Here is a 14,978-nt window from a genome sequence, read left to right as displayed (position 1 = left end):
ACGGTAAGGAATGATGGGGAAAACCATCCACACGGCGGGGGCTGAGGCAGCGATGACCACTTTCGAGGAACGGACCAGGGTGCACGCCTTCCGGGACGACGCCCTGGGAGAGCACGACGCCGTCGGTCTGGCCGCGGCGATCCGACGGGGTGAGGTCGGCGCCGCCGAGGTCGCCAGGGACGCGGCGGAACGGGTACGGACGGTCGAAGCACGGCTCAACGCGGTCCGGACGCCCGTCGACGTCCCGGCGGCCGTCACCCACGCGGGCGGCGCCCTCGCCGGGGTACCGACCTTCGTCAAGGACAACACCGACTACCTGGGGCTCCCCACCGGCCACGGCAGCGCGGCCTTCACCCCGAGGCCCGCGCGAAGGCACGCGCCGGTCGTCCGGCAGTTCCTGAGCAGCGGCGTCACGGTGCTGGGCAAGACCCGACTGCCCGAGTTCGGGTTCAGCCCGACCACGGAATTCGAGGACGCCGAGCCCGTTCGCAACCCGTGGAACACGGAGTACTCGGCGGGTGGTTCGTCCGGCGGCAGCGCGGCGCTCGTCGCCGCCGGGGCGGTGCCGATCGCGCATGCCAACGACGGCGGCGGCTCGATCCGTATCCCGGCCGCCTGCTGCGGTCTCGTCGGTCTCAAGCCGACCCGCGGACGGGTCATGGCGAACGCCGAGAGCCGCCGGCTGCCGCTCGACATCGTCGCCGACGGCGTCGTGAGCCGTTCCGTCCGGGACACCGCCGCGTTCCTCGCCGCCGCCGAGAGCTACTGGCGCAACCCGAAGCTGCCGCCCCTGGGCCTCGTCGAAGGTCCTTCCGAGCGGCGGCTGCGCATCGGATTCCTGCTGGACTCGCCGAACGGTGTCCACGCCGACGCCGCCACCCGGACGGCCGTCACAGCGACCGTGGCCACGCTCGAACGGCTCGGCCACGCCGTGCAACCGGTGGAGTTGGACCTCGACGCCCGCTTCACCGACGACTTCCTCACCTACTGGGGCCTGCTGTCGTTCCTCATCGGTTCCACGGGCCGGACCTTCGGCGCCGACTTCGACCGCCACCGCATGGACGGCCTCAGCCGGGGGCTGCGGGAGACGTACCTCGAGAACTGGCGGCGCACTCCGGGCGTGCTGCGCAGGCTCAGGCGTACGAAGGAGGCGTACGCGGCGGCGTTCCGCGGGCACGACCTCATCCTTTCCCCCGTACTCGCCCACACCGCGCCCCCGATCGGCCACCTCAGCCCCGCCGTTCCCTACCCTGCGCTGATCGAACGGATCCTCGCGTACGTCGCGTTCACGCCCATCGACAACGTGGTCGGCACACCGTCGATCTCGGTGCCCACCCCGAGCGCGACCGAGGACGGACTGCCCGTCGGCGTCATGCTCTCCGGCCGCCCCGGCAGCGAACGGACCCTGCTGGAGGCCGCGTTCGCACTGGAGGCGGAGCAGCCCTTCCGGCGCATCCAGGGCCTGTGACATCGCAGTGGCACCCCGGGCACCCGCGGTCCAGGCGACCGCTCACAGCCGTCGGGCCCCGTCGAAATTCCATGAGGTGATGTCGCGGTAGTGGATCGGCCCCGGACCGCGGCCGATGTTGCTGCCCACCAGATGCAGGCGCGCCGCCCGCCACGGTCGGCCGGTGAACCCGGACAGACCGGCGGCCGCCACCGCGCACGACTTGTCGTCGCGGCGGGCGCGGGCCAGGGTGAGATGGGGTCGCAGGGGCCGGCCCGCGAAGGGGACGCCGCACTCCTCGACCGCGGCGCGCACCGCGGTGGCGAGCAGGCCCAGCCCTTCCAGGTCTCCGTCGATCCCGCTCCACAACACCCGCTCGTCGAAGTGCCCGCTGCCTCGCAGTGCCAGTTCCAGCGGTGGGCGCGTCGCGGCCAGGTGCGCGAGGGGCGGCAGCAGCAAGGGCACCGCCGTGACGGAGAGCTCCCCGAGGAACGCCAGCGTGATGTGCCAGTCCTCGATGCGGTTCCACCGCATGCGCGGATACGCCTCGTACGTGGGGCCCAGCGCCCGTGCCAGCTCGTCCTTCGCCTCGTCGGGCGGGGCGAGTGCGATGAACACGCGTATCGTCGCCGCCGGGAGCTGTTCGCCCGCTCCGGATTCCATGGCCTGCTCGGACGGATCGGTCATCGTCGCTTTCCTGCTCGGGGTGCGGCCGGTCCCGCGTACGCCACCCGATGACACGCCGTCCGACCCTGCAAACTCATTTCCTGCCGACCCGAGGGTACGGGGCTCAGGGACCGGTCTCCTACGCGGAAGAGGTGCCCGGGGCGGGCGTCGCGCCACCCACCCGGCGGGTCAGTTCCCGTGCCGTCTGCGCCACGTGCCCCGCGATCCGCTGCCGCTCCGCCTTGTCGACCGCCTCGTCGGGGTAGGTGACTGCGACCCCGGCGATCGGACGCGCGTGATGGTCCAGGACGGGCGCGGCGACCGAGGAGAGGCCCGGCGTCACCTCGCCCTCCTCCGTCGCGTACCCGAGATGCCGCGCCTGGGCCAGCAGGGCGCGCAGAGCCGTCAGCGTCGCGGGACCGGCGCCGTGCCGCTGCACGAACGCCGACCGGTCGGGGAAGATCGCCCGCACCTGCGCGGGCGGCAGCAGCGCGAGCACGGCCCGGCCGCTCGCCGTCAGATGGGCCGGCAGCCGGACGCCGACCTCGCTGACCAGGGGCGGGCGGCCCGGGGCGCGTTCCTCGATGACGTAGATGACCTCACGGCCGTGCAGGACGGCGAGGTTCGCGTTGTGTCCGGTGCGGTCCACCAGCGAGGCGAGCGGGGCCCGCGCGAGCCGCTGGAACGGCGCCTGACGCTCGTACCCGGAGGCCAGCTCGAAGGCGCTGACCCCGAGCCCGTAGCGCCTCTCCTCCGGCAGATGGACCACGAAACCGTCTGCCGCGAGGGTGTCGAGCAGGTGGTACGTCGTCGAGCGCGCCAGCCCCACGTCACGGCTGATGGCGGCCGCGGGGACGGGCGCGGCCTGGCGGGCCAGATAGCGCAGGACGGCCAGCGCCTGCGCGGCGGCAGGGACGATGCTCATGGGGCGAGAGTAGACCAGATACGTCGCAAACTTTCTGTCTGGTATCCCAGATGCAACGTCTTGGATCCCAGACACAAGCCGTGCTGCAGGACTCGCGGACCCTTTCCCACCTGCGGCTTCATAGGGGCATGACCGTTGTTGTTGGTGTCGGTGCCCTTTCCGCCGACGAAGTTGTGTCCGTTGCCCGTCACGGCGCCCAGGTGGCCCTCGCCCCTGAGGCACTCCAGGAGATCGCCCGCAGTCGCGAGGTCATCAAGGCCCTCGCCGACGACGCCAAGCCCCACTACGGCGTCTCCACCGGCTTCGGTGCCCTGGCCACCCGCCACATCCCCACCGAGCTGCGCGCCCAGCTCCAGCGCAGCCTCGTGCGCTCGCACGCCGCGGGCTCCGGCCCCGAGGTCGAGCGCGAGGTCGTACGGGCTCTGATGCTGCTGCGCCTGTCCACCCTCGCCACCGGGCGCACCGGCGTCCGCACCGAGACCGCCGAGGCGTACGCCGCGCTCCTGAACGCGGGCATCACCCCGGTCGTCCACGAGTACGGCTCGCTCGGCTGCTCCGGCGACCTGGCCCCCCTCGCGCACTGCGCGCTCGCCGTCATGGGCGAGGGCGTCGTCCGCACCGCCGACGGCGAGCGCAAGCCCGCCGCCGAGGCCCTCGCCGAGGCCGGCATCACCCCGGTCGTCCTGGAGGAGAAGGAGGGCCTCGCCCTCATCAACGGCACCGACGGCATGCTCGGCATGCTCGTCCTCGCCGCCCACGACCTGCGCCGCCTGCTGAGCACCGCCGACATCGCCGCCGCCATGAGCGTCGAGGGCCAGCTCGGCACCGACGCCGTGTTCGCCGCCGACCTGCAGGCCATGCGCCCGCACCCCGGCCAGGGCGACAGCGCGGGCAACCTGCGCTCCCTGCTCGCGGACTCGGCGATCATCGCCAGCCACGCGGGCCCGGACTGCACGTACGTCCAGGACGCCTACTCGCTGCGCTGCACCCCGCAGGTCCACGGCACCGCCCGCGACACCCTCGGTCACGCCGAGCTCGTCGCCTCCCGCGAGCTCGCCAGCGCCGTCGACAACCCGGTCGTCACCCTCGACGGCCGCGTCGAGAGCAACGGCAACTTCCACGGCGCCCCCGTCGCCGCCGTGCTCGACTTCCTCGCCATCACCGTCGCCGACGTCGCCTCGATCTCCGAGCGTCGCACCGACCGGTTCCTCGATCCGGCCCGCAACCGCGGTCTGAACGCCTTCCTCGCCGACGACCCGGGCGTCGACTCCGGCCACATGATCGCCCAGTACACGCAGGCCGCGATCGTCTCCGAGCTCAAGCGGCTCGCCACCCCGGCCTCCGTCGACTCGATCCCCTCCAGCGCCATGCAGGAGGACCATGTGTCCATGGGCTGGTCGGCCGCCCGCAAGCTGCGCCGCGCCATCGACGGCCTCGGCCGCGTCCTGGCCGTCGAGCTCTACACCGCCGCCCGCGCCCTCGACCTGCGCGCCCCGCTGACCCCCGCCCCGGCCACGGCCGCGGTGCGCGACGGCCTGCGCGAGACCGTCGAGGGCCCCGGCACCGACCGCTGGCTCGCCCCCGAGATCGAGGAGGCCGTCCAGTACGTGGCCTCCGGCCGCGCCCTGGCCGCCGCCGAGTCCGTGACCGGCGCCCTGGTCTGACCAGGACGCAGTCCCTCCCACCTTCCGGGTCCCGCGGGACCCGGAAGGTGCGGCAGGCCGCTGCCGCGCACGCCCAGGGTCTGCCTGACCATTCCCGTCGGGTCCGGCCCGCCCGGCCCGCACGCTCGCTGCACGGCCGAAACGCCCAAGCAGCTCCGCTACGAGGCGTTCCGGCCGAACGCACCGAACGACCCGGCCTCATCCGAAGCGAATGGCCAGGCAGACCCCAGCCACCCTCCGCCCTCCCCGTCCGCGGCGGGCCGGGCAGCCCTCAGAAGGAGCCGTTTCCCGGTGAATGACCTGCCGACCGCCACGGTGCACAACAGCGTCGGGCAACTGCGCGCCGATGCCTGGAGTTCACTGACGGACCTCACCCACCGCCTCGCCGCACAGGGCGTGGACGGCCGCCCGGACACCACCGCGCGCATCCAGGAACTCATCCGCCTCCTGACGCCCATCGAGCACTGCTGGGCCTTCCCCGGCACAGCCGCCCTGAAGGAGCTCCGCCGGCTGTACGACCAGGGGGAGTACCGGCAACTCGCCCAGCGCACCGACGAGCTGGACCGAGCCCTCGCCGGACACCGGCACCGCGGCACCGCCCCGCACACCGCCGCCACGCCGAGCACAGCGCCCGACGAGACGACGGACACAGCGCACATCCTGCCCGCGCCCTCCACCCCGTACTTCGAGGTACTCGTCGTCGGAGACCTGGACGCCGCCGAGGAACAGGCGCTGCGCGCCGAACTGCGCCGGCTGCGCCGCCCCGACGACGAGTTCGCCTACGAGATCGTCGTCGCCCCGAGCTTCGAGGACGCGGTCATCACGTCCCTCGTCAACTCCAGCCTCCAGGCCGTCGTCATCCGAGACCGGTTCGCCGACCGCTCCCGCCACGACCTCAGCGTCGTCCGCCGGTTCTTCGACGAAGCCGCCGACGCCCACGCCGCCACGCCCGGGGACAGCGGCGAGCAGATCCGCGCCCTGGGCGACCGACTCCTCGCCCTGCGCCCCGAACTCGACCTCTACCTCGTGTCCGAACGGGCCGTGGAGTCCACCGCGGGCCGCCTCAGCCGCCGCTTCCGGCGCGTCTTCCACGCCCGCGAAGGCCTCCTCGAACTGCATCTGTCGATCCTGTACGGCATCACCGAACGCCACCGCGCCCCGTTCTTCACCGCCCTGCGCGCCCACAGCCGCAAGCCCACCGGCGTCTTCCACGCCCTGCCCGTCTCCCGCGGCGCCTCGGTGCTCAACTCGCCCTGGATCCCGGAGATCGCCGACTTCTACGGCCTGAACATCTTCCTTGCCGAGACCTCCGCCACCTCCGGCGGACTGGACTCCCTGCTCGCCCCCACCGGCCCGCTGCGCGAAGCCCAGGACCTGGCCGCCGAGGCCTTCGGCGCCCGCCAGACCTACTTCGTCACCAACGGCACCTCCACCGCCAACAAGATCGTCGTGCAGGCGCTCGTACGCCCCGGCGACATCGTGCTCGTGGACCGCAACTGCCACAAGTCCCACCACTACGGACTCGTCCTCGCCGGCGCCCACGTCGTCTACCTCGACGCCTATCCCCTCGACGAGTACGGCATGTACGGGGCCGTGCCGGTGGAGGAGATCAAGCGGAAGCTGCTGATGCTCAAGCACGAGGGCGTCCTGCACCGCGTCAAGCTCCTCATGCTCACCAACTGCACCTTCGACGGGATCGTCTACAACCCGTCGCGCGTGATGGAGGAGTGCCTGGCCCTCAAGCCGGACCTGGCGTTCCTGTGGGACGAGGCCTGGTTCGCCTTCGCCCGCTTCCACCCCGTCTACCGCCAGCGCACCGCCATGGCCGCGGCCCGCACCCTCACCGACCGCTACCGCGACCCCGGGTACGCCGACACCTACGCGGCCCACCGCGCGAGCCTCGGCGACGACCCGGACGACGAGACCCTCGCCACCGGCCGGCTGATGCCCGACCCGGAAAAGGTCCGGGTCCGCGTCTACGCGACGCAGTCCACGCACAAGACGCTCACCTCGATGCGCCAGGGCTCCATGGTCCACGTCTTCGACCAGGACTTCCGCCACAAGGTCGCGGAGACGTTCCACGAGGCGTACATGACTCACACCTCGACGTCGCCCAACTACCAGATCCTCGCCTCGATGGACCTCGGCCGCCGGCAGGCCGTCCTCGAAGGCTTCGCCCTCGTGCAGAAGCAGCTCGAACAGGCCGGCGTGCTCCGCGACGCGGTCGCCCAGCACCCGCTGCTCAGCCGCTACCTGCGCATCCTCACCACGCCGGAACTCATCCCGCACCGCTTCCGCTCCTCCGGCGTCGAACAGCCCTTGCGCACCGGCCTAGCCCGGATGGAACGGGCCTGGGCAGAGGAGGAGTTCGTCCTCGACCCGACCCGCGCCACCCTGCACATCGGGCTCACCGGCATCGACGGAGACACCTTCAAGCACGACCTCCTGATGGACCGGTACGGCGTCCAGGTCAACAAGACGACCCGCAACACGCTGCTGTTCATGACGAACATCGGCACCACCCGCAGCTCCGTCGCCTACCTCATCGAGGTGCTCGTCCGCATCGCCGAGGACCTGGAGGAACGCATCGGCGAGATGGGCCCGCACGACCGCGCCGCGCACCGCGGCGCCGTCACCGCACTCGACGCGGGCTCCGCGGCCCTGCCCGACTTCAGCGCGTTCCACCCGGCGTTCCGGCCGAGCCCGCGCACCCCCGAGGGCGACATGCGCTCCGCGTTCTTCCTCGCCTACGACGACACCGAGTGCGAGCACCTCTCGACGGACGCCATCACCGACGCCATGGCGCGGGGCCGCACGGTCGTCTCGGCCACGTTCGTCACCCCGTACCCGCCCGGCTTCCCCGTGCTCGTCCCCGGACAGGTCGTCAGCAAGGACGTCATGACCTACATGGCAGCCCTCGACACCCGCGAGATCCACGGATACGACCCGGCTGCCGGATACCGGGTCTTCACCGAGGCCGCCCTCGAAGCACGCCACACCGCCGAGCGCTAGGGACTCCCGTTTGGATCATGCCGGGCTCGCGTGCCCCGGTGCCGCGCCTCGCCGCCTTGTCGTCGGCCGCCGACGCCCCGCGTCGACTCCCTCCTCCGCCTTGCGACGCACGGCACCGGACCCCGCTCCCTGATCCGGCCCGATCCAAACGAAGGACCCCAGCGACGCCCGACCCACGGCACCTCCTCTCCCGCAGCCCCAGGCAGCGGGGGAGGAGGTCGCGTTTTCCCGACCGACCGGATCCCGAAGGAACAACACCCCCTCATGGCACCTCAGATCCTGCGCGCACACGACCGGACCCCCGCACCGTGGAAGAACGGCGGCGGCATCACCACCGAGGTCATGGCCCACCCCCGGGGCGCCGGCACCGACGACTTCGCGTGGCGGATCAGCGTCGCCGACGTCGCGAGCAGCGGCCCCTTCTCCGCGTTCGAGGGCGTCGACCGGATCATCACCGTCGTCGAGGGGCCGGGCATGGCCCTCACCGTCGACGGTACGGAGCACGTCGTGGACACCCGCTGCGCGCCCCTCGCCTTCTCCGGCGACGCCACCACCGACTGCCGGCTGCTCGACGGCCCCATCACCGACTTCAACGTCATGGTGCGGCGCACCGGGGCGAAGGCCGACGTGTCCGTCGAACGCCGCTCCACGGTGCTGCGCCCCACCCCCGGGACCCGCGTCCTCGCGATCGTCCTCGACGGCACCGCGTCTCTGCGCCGGGAGCCCGTCCGCCTCGGCCGGCTCGACGCGGTCCTCTTCCACGACGACGAGGACCCCGTCGGCATCGCTGTCGACGGGGTCCTCGCGGTCGTCTCCCTCACGGACGTCCGCTGAGCGGATCCGGGCAGGCCGCCCGGCATACAACAGCCGCGGCCGCCAGGCCGCGGCTCTCGCATGCCGGGCGGCCTGGCGGCCTGTTCAGGGGGAGGCGTCACGCCCAGGTGGTGGCCGTCCGGTGCACCAGACGGGCGCCGGCCCGCGCCGTGCGCTGGTCGACGTCGAACTGCGGATTGAGCTCGGCGACATCGACGACCACAAGCTTGCCGCTGCCCGCGACCCGTGTGCAGACCCGCTCGACGACCTCCATCGGCACGCCGTACGCGGCGGGCGCGCTGACGCCGGGGGCGACGGCCGCCGGCAGCACGTCCAGGTCGATCGTCAGGTGCACGAGGTCGCAGCTCGCGAGGAACTCGTCGACGAACGACTCCACCCGCGCCATGTCGAGCAGCCCGCACTCGGTGTCCGGCAGGTACCGCACCCCGAGCGACTCCGCGGTGCGGAACAGCGTCTCGGTGTTCGCGGCCTGGCTGATGCCCAGCACCCAGTAGTTGAGGTCACGGCCGTGCCGCCGCTCGCTCTGCGCCATCTGCAGGAACGGCGTGCCCGAGCTGGGCCGCACGTCATCGCGCAGATCGAAGTGCGCGTCGAGGTTCAGCACGCCGAGCCGCCCGCCGGACTTCAGCGCCCGCGTCTGCTCCAGACCGCTGTACGTGCCGAACGCGACCTCATGGCCGCCGCCGAGGACCACCACCGGGTGGCCCGCGTCGACGAGGTGCGTGACCGCGCGGCCCAGCCGCTGCTGACCGGCCTCCAGGGCGTCGTCCGCGTCGCCGGTGACCTCCACGTCACCGGCGTCGAGCGCCCGCAGCGGTTTCGGCAGTGCCATCGAGGCGAGGGCCCGCCGCAGGGCGTCAGGACCCTGCGCGGCGCCCTGCCGCCCCTTGTTGCGGCGCACGCCCTCGTCGCTGCGGAACCCGATGAACGCGATGTCGCCCGGCTCCATCAGCTCCGGATCGAGCTCGACGGCCTTGTGCCACCGCAGGTGCTCCGCGCCGGGCCCGTCGTCCCGGCCCGACCAGGGGCGGGCCGGGACGTCCGTGGCCGGAGCGGTCTCCTGGAACGTGCTCACGCCGCGCCGCCCCCGGCCTCCGTCATCGGGATGCGCACGCCGCGCTCCTTGGCGATCGAAGCGGCGTACTCGTAACCGGCGTCGACGTGCCGGATGACACCCATGCCCGGGTCGTTCGTCAGGACACGCTCGAGCTTGCGGGCCGCGAGTTCGGTCCCGTCGGCGATGCAGACCTGGCCGGCGTGGATGGAGCGGCCCATGCCGACGCCGCCGCCGTGGTGGATCGACACCCAGGAGGCACCCGAGGAGGTGTTCACCAGGGCGTTGAGCAGCGGCCAGTCGGCGATGGCGTCGGAGCCGTCGAGCATCGACTCGGTCTCGCGGTACGGGGAGGCCACCGAACCGGAGTCCAGGTGGTCACGGCCGATCGCGACCGGCGCGGACAGCTCGCCGCTGGCCACCATCTCGTTGAACTTCAGGCCCGCACGGTGGCGTTCGCCGTAGCCGAGCCAGCAGATGCGGGCCGGCAGGCCCTCGAACGAGACGCGCTCGCCGGCCATGTCGAGCCAGCGGTGCAGGTGCTTGTTCTCCGGGAACAGCTCCTTGATCGCCTTGTCGGTGGTCGCGATGTCCTTCGGGTCGCCGGACAGTGCGGCCCAGCGGAACGGGCCGAGGCCCTCCTCGAACAGCGGCCGGATGTGTGCCGGCACGAAGCCGGGGAAGTCGAACGCCCGGTCGTAGCCCGCCTTGCGCGCCTCGTCGCGGATCGAGTTGCCGTAGTCGAAGACCTCGGCGCCCTTGTCGAGGAAGCCGACCATGGCCTCGACGTGCAGGGCCATCGACTTGCGGGCGCGCTCGGTGAAGCCGGCCGGGTCGGCCTCGCGCTCCTTGTGCCAGTCCTCGACCGAGATGCCGACGGGCAGGTAGGCCAGCGGGTCGTGGGCGGAGGTCTGGTCGGTGACGATGTCGATTGGGGCGTCCCGCTCGAGGAGCTCGGGGAAGATCTCGGCGGCGTTGCCGACGACACCGATGGACAGGCCGCGGCGCTCGTCGCGGGCCTGGACGGCCAGTTCGAGGGCATGGTCGAGGTTGTCGGCCTTGACGTCGAGATAGCGGGTGCCGATGCGGCGGTCGATGCGCGTCTCGTCGACGTCGACACAGATCGCGACACCGTCGTTCATCGTCACGGCCAGCGGCTGGGCGCCACCCATGCCGCCCATGCCGGCGGTCAGGGTGATCGTGCCGGCCAGGGTGCCGTCGAACTTCTTGCGGGCGACGGCACCGAAGGTCTCGTACGTGCCCTGCAGGATGCCCTGGCTGCCGATGTAGATCCACGAACCGGCCGTCATCTGGCCGTACATCGTCAGTCCCTCGGCCTCCAGCTTGCGGAACTCCTCCCAGTTGGCCCAGTCGCCCACCAGGTTGGAGTTGGCGAGCAGCACGCGCGGCGCCCACTCGTTGGTGCGCATCACGCCGACCGGCTTACCGGACTGCACGAGGAGGGTCTCGTCGTCCTTGAGGGTCTTGAGCGTGCGGACGATCGCGTCGTACGCCTCGTGGTTGCGGGCGGCCTTCCCGGTTCCGCCGTAGACGACGAGGTCCTCGGGGTGCTCGGCGACCTCGGGGTCGAGGTTGTTCATGAGCATCCGCAGGGCGCCCTCCTGCTGCCATCCGAGGCAGTTCAGTTCGGTGCCGCGCGGGGCCCGGACGACGCCCGGCGCTTCGTGGGAAGGGCTGGTCATGTGTGCTCCTCTTGGGGATCGAGCCGTTGTGCACCGTCATGACACGCGACGGGCGGAGCCGGGACCAGTGGCGTCGCCCGCATTTCTCGGATCCGAGACGCTTGCCCGGGAAGGGGACCACCGGCCCGTTCGCCGATGGCACCGCTCCCATAGGATCGTCACAGGCAGTGGGCAGCAGGCAGGGGGAGCGGATGGCGAGGACGGTGGGCGGCGTGGTCGTGGACCCGGCGGAGCTGGCCCGGTGGTACGAGCAGGGCGCGGGCGGTTCCGTCCCCGCGTACCAGCGCGTCAAGGAGCTCGTCGAGCGGCAGATCAGGAACGGCCACTGGCAGGAGGACGACGCCCTGCCCTCGGAGAGCCAGTTCGTCGACGCCCTCGGCCTGTCCCGCATGACCGTCAACCGCGCCCTGCGCGAGCTCGCCACCGAGGGCGTCATCCGGCGCGTCATGGGCGTCGGCAGCTTCGTCGCCCAGCGCAAGGCCAGCTCCGCGCTCCTCGAGGTCCACAACATCGCCGACGAGGTGCAGAACCGCGGCCACCGCTACGCCGCCCGTGTGCTCTCTCTGGGCGAGGAGAAGGCCGACGACCGGACCGGCGCGCACCTCGGTCTCGGCACCGGGCAGCCGGTCTTCCGCTCGAGGGTGGTGCACTACGAGGACGGGGTGCCGCTCCAACTGGAGGACCGCTACGTCAACCCGGCCTTCGCCCCCGGCTATCTGGAACAGGACTTCACGCTGCAGACGCCGTACACGTTCCTGTCGAAGGTCGCGCCGCTCGGCCGGGGCGAGCACATCGTGGAGGCGGTCCTGGCCTCGCCCGAGGAATGCGCGATCCTCGGCATCGGGCCGTCCGAACCATGCCTGCTGATCTTGCGCCGCACGTGGTCGCGGGACGCACTCGTGAGCCTCGCACGCCTGCTCCACCCGGGTTCCCGCTACCGCCTCGAGGGCGCGTTCGCCATGCACTGAGGCGGCCCGGATCCACTGGACAGGCTTCAGTCGACGGTCTGCGCCCCCGCGGCCGGAGGCGTGTGTCCCGAGACCGCCGCGGTCAGCCGCGCCGCACCCTGCGCCAGGGCCCGGCGCACCTCCTCGGTGTCGTGCCGGCCGTGGTGGCGGCGCCAGGTGGTGCTGATCGCGGCGACGGGCCGCTCGTTGTGGTCGAACGCGGCCACCCCCATCGAGCAGAAGCCCTGCGACACCAGTTCCACCTCCTGCGACCAGCCGCGCTCCCGCTCCCGGGCCAGCTCGCCGGCCAGTCCCTGCAGGGAGCGCGGCCCGCGGCCGGTGCGGGTGGTCAGATCGCCGGGCCGCGAGAACAGCGCCCGCAGCTGTGCCTCCGAGGTGTGGGCGAGGATGGCGCGGCCGTTGGCCGTCAGATGGGCCGGCAGGCGCACGCCGACATCCGTCACAAGTGCGATGTCGACGTCCCCGGCCCGGACCGGAGGGCGCTCCTTGAGCAGGTAGACCGTCTCCGAGCCCTGCAGGATCCCCAGGTGCACGGTCTGGCCGAGGCGGCTCGCGACCGTGCGCAGGATCGGCCGGGCGAGCCGTTCCAGCGGCTCGTGGCGCAGATAGGCCGAGCCCACCTCGAAGGAGGACACGCCGAGCCCGTACGCCTGTTCCGAGGGGACGTACGTGACGAAGCCGCGGTCGGTCAGCACGGTGAGGATGTGGTACGCGGACGAGCGCGGAATGCCCAGGTCACGGGCGAGCGTGGCGGCCTGTACGAGGCCGGGCCGGCCGGCGAGGTACACGAGCATGTCCAGGGCTCGCGCGACCGCCGGGGAAGCGCTCGACGCCGGACCGGGCGTCGGCTTGTGTTCACTCATCGGATCACCTCTTGACGCACCTGTATAGACAGGAATATACAGGCTGTCATTCATTGTCGGGAGCCCGGACGACACGCCGGTGCCGCGACGCACATCGCTCCGCCAGGTCCTCAGGCACTTCCTGCGGTACCCGCCCCCCCAAGAGGGAGACACTCGTTTGCGCACCGAAAACGCCGGCCTGAGCCGTGGGCTCAACTCACGGCACATCCGCTTCATCGCACTCGGCTCCGCGATCGGCACCGGGCTCTTCTACGGCTCCTCCGCGTCCATCCAGGCGGGCGGCCCCGCGGTCCTGCTCGCCTACCTGATCGGCGGCGCCGCCGTCTTCCTCGTCCTGAGGTCCCTGGGCGAGATGGCCGTGGCGTCCCCCTGCGCCGGCTCATTCGGCGAGTACGCGAACCGCCACCTCGGGCCGCTCGCCGGCTTCCTCACCGGCTGGACGTACGCCTTCGAGATGGTCATCGTGGCCGTCGCCGACGTCACGGCCATCGGCGTCTACATGGGCTTCTGGTTTCCCGAAGTCCCGCGCTGGATCTGGGTCCTGGCCGCCGTCCTCATCGTGGGCGCGCTCAACCTCGTCAGCGTCAAGGTCTTCGGTGAGCTGGAGTTCTGGCTGTCCCTCGTGAAGATCGTCGCCATCGTCGCGATGATCGTCGTCGGCATCGTGGTGATCGCCTTCGGTCTCGGCAGCGGCCATGCCCACGTCGGCCTGTCCAACCTGTGGAGCAACGGCGGCTTCTTCGCGGGCGGCATCGACGGCTTCGTCATCTCCTTCGCCATCGTCATGTTCGCCTTCGGCGGCACCGAGATCATCGGCGTCACGGCCGGCGAGGCGCAGTCCCCGGAGAAGACCATCCCCGGCGCGGTGAACTCCATCCCGCTGCGCATCATCCTCTTCTACGTCCTGACCCTCGCCGTGATCATGTCGATCACCCCGTGGCAGCAGATCAGCGACTCGGGCAGCCCCTTCGTGCAGATCTTCGCCGGAGTGGGCCTCAAGTCCGCGGCCGCCGTTCTCAACGTCGTGGTCCTCACCGCCGCCCTGTCCGCCATCAACAGCGACATCTTCGCCGCGGGCCGCACGATGTACGGCCTCGCCGAGCGCGGGCACGGCCCCGCCGCCATGCGCCGCGTGACCCGCAACGGCGTGCCCTGGGTGACCACCCTCGTCATGATCGGTGCCCTGCTCGCCGCCGTCCTGATGAACGCCCTCATCCCGGGCAAGATCTTCCTGATCATCTCCTCCATCGCCACGTTCGCCACGGTCTGGGTCTGGATGATGATCCTGCTCACCCAGCTGAAGGCCCGCCGTTCGATGTCCGCCGAGGAACGCGCGTCCCTGAAGTTCCCGGCCCCGTTCTGGCCCTACGGCCAGATCGTCACCCTCCTGTTCATGGCCGCGGTGATGGTCCTGCTCGGCCTCCACGAGAGCACGCGGGTGGCGCTCGTCGTCGGCGTGGTCTGGCTGGCCCTCCTCACGGTGGTCTACCTCCTCGCGGTCCGTCGCGGGCGGCACGGGCCCGCGGTCGGTGCCGCCCCGGCCGACACCCCCGCGGCCACGACCACGCCGGCAGAGAATCCGGCCGGGATCTCCGGCTGACCTGTTGCGAACGGCACCCGCGGGCGGACTCCGGAGCGAGGACGCCCGCTCGGTGCACATCCGGGAGGAGGCTCTCGCCCCGGCGCACAGCACAACGTGGCGCCGAGCACATGAGGCGGCGCCGACTCCGGACGAGTCCGCCCTCGAACCGGCACGGCGGCCGTACGGCCCGCGTCATGCAGGAAACTCCTGGCCCGGTGACGCCCGCGTGCCACAACGGGCAGATCTCCGCGACCTGCTCG

General features: G+C 71.7%; 11 protein-coding genes. 6 read left to right on the top strand and 5 right to left on the bottom strand.

All coding sequences use genetic code 11. The features are described 5' to 3' along the window. Positions 1 to 52: 52 nt before the first annotated feature. Positions 53 to 1,468 carry an amidase gene (locus OG842_RS02575; RefSeq protein ID WP_266727042.1) on the top strand — a complete coding sequence of 472 codons (1,416 nt, stop codon included), beginning with the start codon at positions 53 to 55 and terminating at the stop codon, positions 1,466 to 1,468. Between the two features lie 42 nt (positions 1,469 to 1,510). On the opposite strand, the gene thpR is transcribed toward OG842_RS02575, so the two are convergent. Continuing rightward, a complete protein-coding gene (thpR, locus tag OG842_RS02570) occupies positions 1,511 to 2,134 on the bottom strand; it encodes an RNA 2',3'-cyclic phosphodiesterase (protein ID WP_266727041.1) in 624 nt (207 codons plus the stop codon). Positions 2,135 to 2,252: 118 nt separating this feature from the next. Further along, on the bottom strand, positions 2,253 to 3,038 hold the full coding sequence (locus OG842_RS02565) for an IclR family transcriptional regulator (RefSeq protein WP_266727040.1): 786 nt from the start codon (positions 3,036 to 3,038) through the stop codon (positions 2,253 to 2,255). A gap of 128 nt (positions 3,039 to 3,166) precedes the next feature. On the opposite strand from OG842_RS02565, the gene hutH reads away from it, so the two are divergent. The 3 genes from hutH to OG842_RS02550 all read left to right on the top strand — a co-directional run bounded on the left by hutH (position 3,167) and on the right by OG842_RS02550 (position 8,548). Next, on the top strand, positions 3,167 to 4,702 hold the full coding sequence (gene hutH, locus OG842_RS02560; RefSeq protein ID WP_266727039.1) for a histidine ammonia-lyase: 1,536 nt from the start codon (positions 3,167 to 3,169) through the stop codon (positions 4,700 to 4,702). A gap of 291 nt (positions 4,703 to 4,993) precedes the next feature. Next, entirely contained in the window at positions 4,994 to 7,714 is a 2,721-nt protein-coding gene (locus OG842_RS02555) for an aminotransferase class I/II-fold pyridoxal phosphate-dependent enzyme (protein WP_266727038.1), read from the top strand. A gap of 264 nt (positions 7,715 to 7,978) precedes the next feature. Then, positions 7,979 to 8,548 (top strand): HutD/Ves family protein, encoded by a 570-nt coding sequence (locus OG842_RS02550; RefSeq protein ID WP_266727036.1) that lies wholly within the window; start codon positions 7,979 to 7,981, stop codon positions 8,546 to 8,548. A gap of 97 nt (positions 8,549 to 8,645) precedes the next feature. Here the strand turns inward: OG842_RS02550 and hutG are convergent, their stop codons facing one another. Together hutG and hutU are read right to left on the bottom strand one after the other, a co-directional pair. Further along, positions 8,646 to 9,623 (bottom strand): formimidoylglutamase, encoded by a 978-nt coding sequence (gene hutG, locus OG842_RS02545; RefSeq protein ID WP_266727035.1) that lies wholly within the window; start codon positions 9,621 to 9,623, stop codon positions 8,646 to 8,648. Further along, positions 9,620 to 11,305 (bottom strand): urocanate hydratase, encoded by a 1,686-nt coding sequence (gene hutU, locus OG842_RS02540; RefSeq protein ID WP_266727033.1) that lies wholly within the window; start codon positions 11,303 to 11,305, stop codon positions 9,620 to 9,622. Before hutU ends, hutG begins: the two co-directional genes overlap by 4 nt. 191 nt (positions 11,306 to 11,496) lie before the next feature. Here hutU and hutC point away from each other — a divergent pair, with 191 nt between their 5' ends. Further along, positions 11,497 to 12,273, top strand: a complete 777-nt coding sequence (gene hutC / locus OG842_RS02535; protein ID WP_266727031.1) for a histidine utilization repressor — start codon at positions 11,497 to 11,499, stop codon at positions 12,271 to 12,273. 26 nt (positions 12,274 to 12,299) lie between these two features. On the opposite strand, the gene OG842_RS02530 is transcribed toward hutC, so the two are convergent. Then, entirely contained in the window at positions 12,300 to 13,136 is an 837-nt protein-coding gene (locus OG842_RS02530; RefSeq protein WP_266727030.1) for an IclR family transcriptional regulator, read from the bottom strand. Between the two features lie 157 nt (positions 13,137 to 13,293). Between OG842_RS02530 and OG842_RS02525 the strand changes: the two genes are divergently transcribed. After that, positions 13,294 to 14,736, top strand: a complete 1,443-nt coding sequence (locus OG842_RS02525; protein ID WP_266727029.1) for an amino acid permease — start codon at positions 13,294 to 13,296, stop codon at positions 14,734 to 14,736. The last annotated feature ends 242 nt before the right edge of the window (positions 14,737 to 14,978 follow it).

The sequence above is a fragment of the Streptomyces sp. NBC_00376 genome, from assembly GCF_036077095.1.
Lineage (GTDB): Bacteria > Actinomycetota > Actinomycetes > Streptomycetales > Streptomycetaceae > Streptomyces.
The sequence above is the reverse complement of the archived record's forward strand: the minus strand, read 5'-3'. Positions and strand labels throughout refer to the sequence as shown.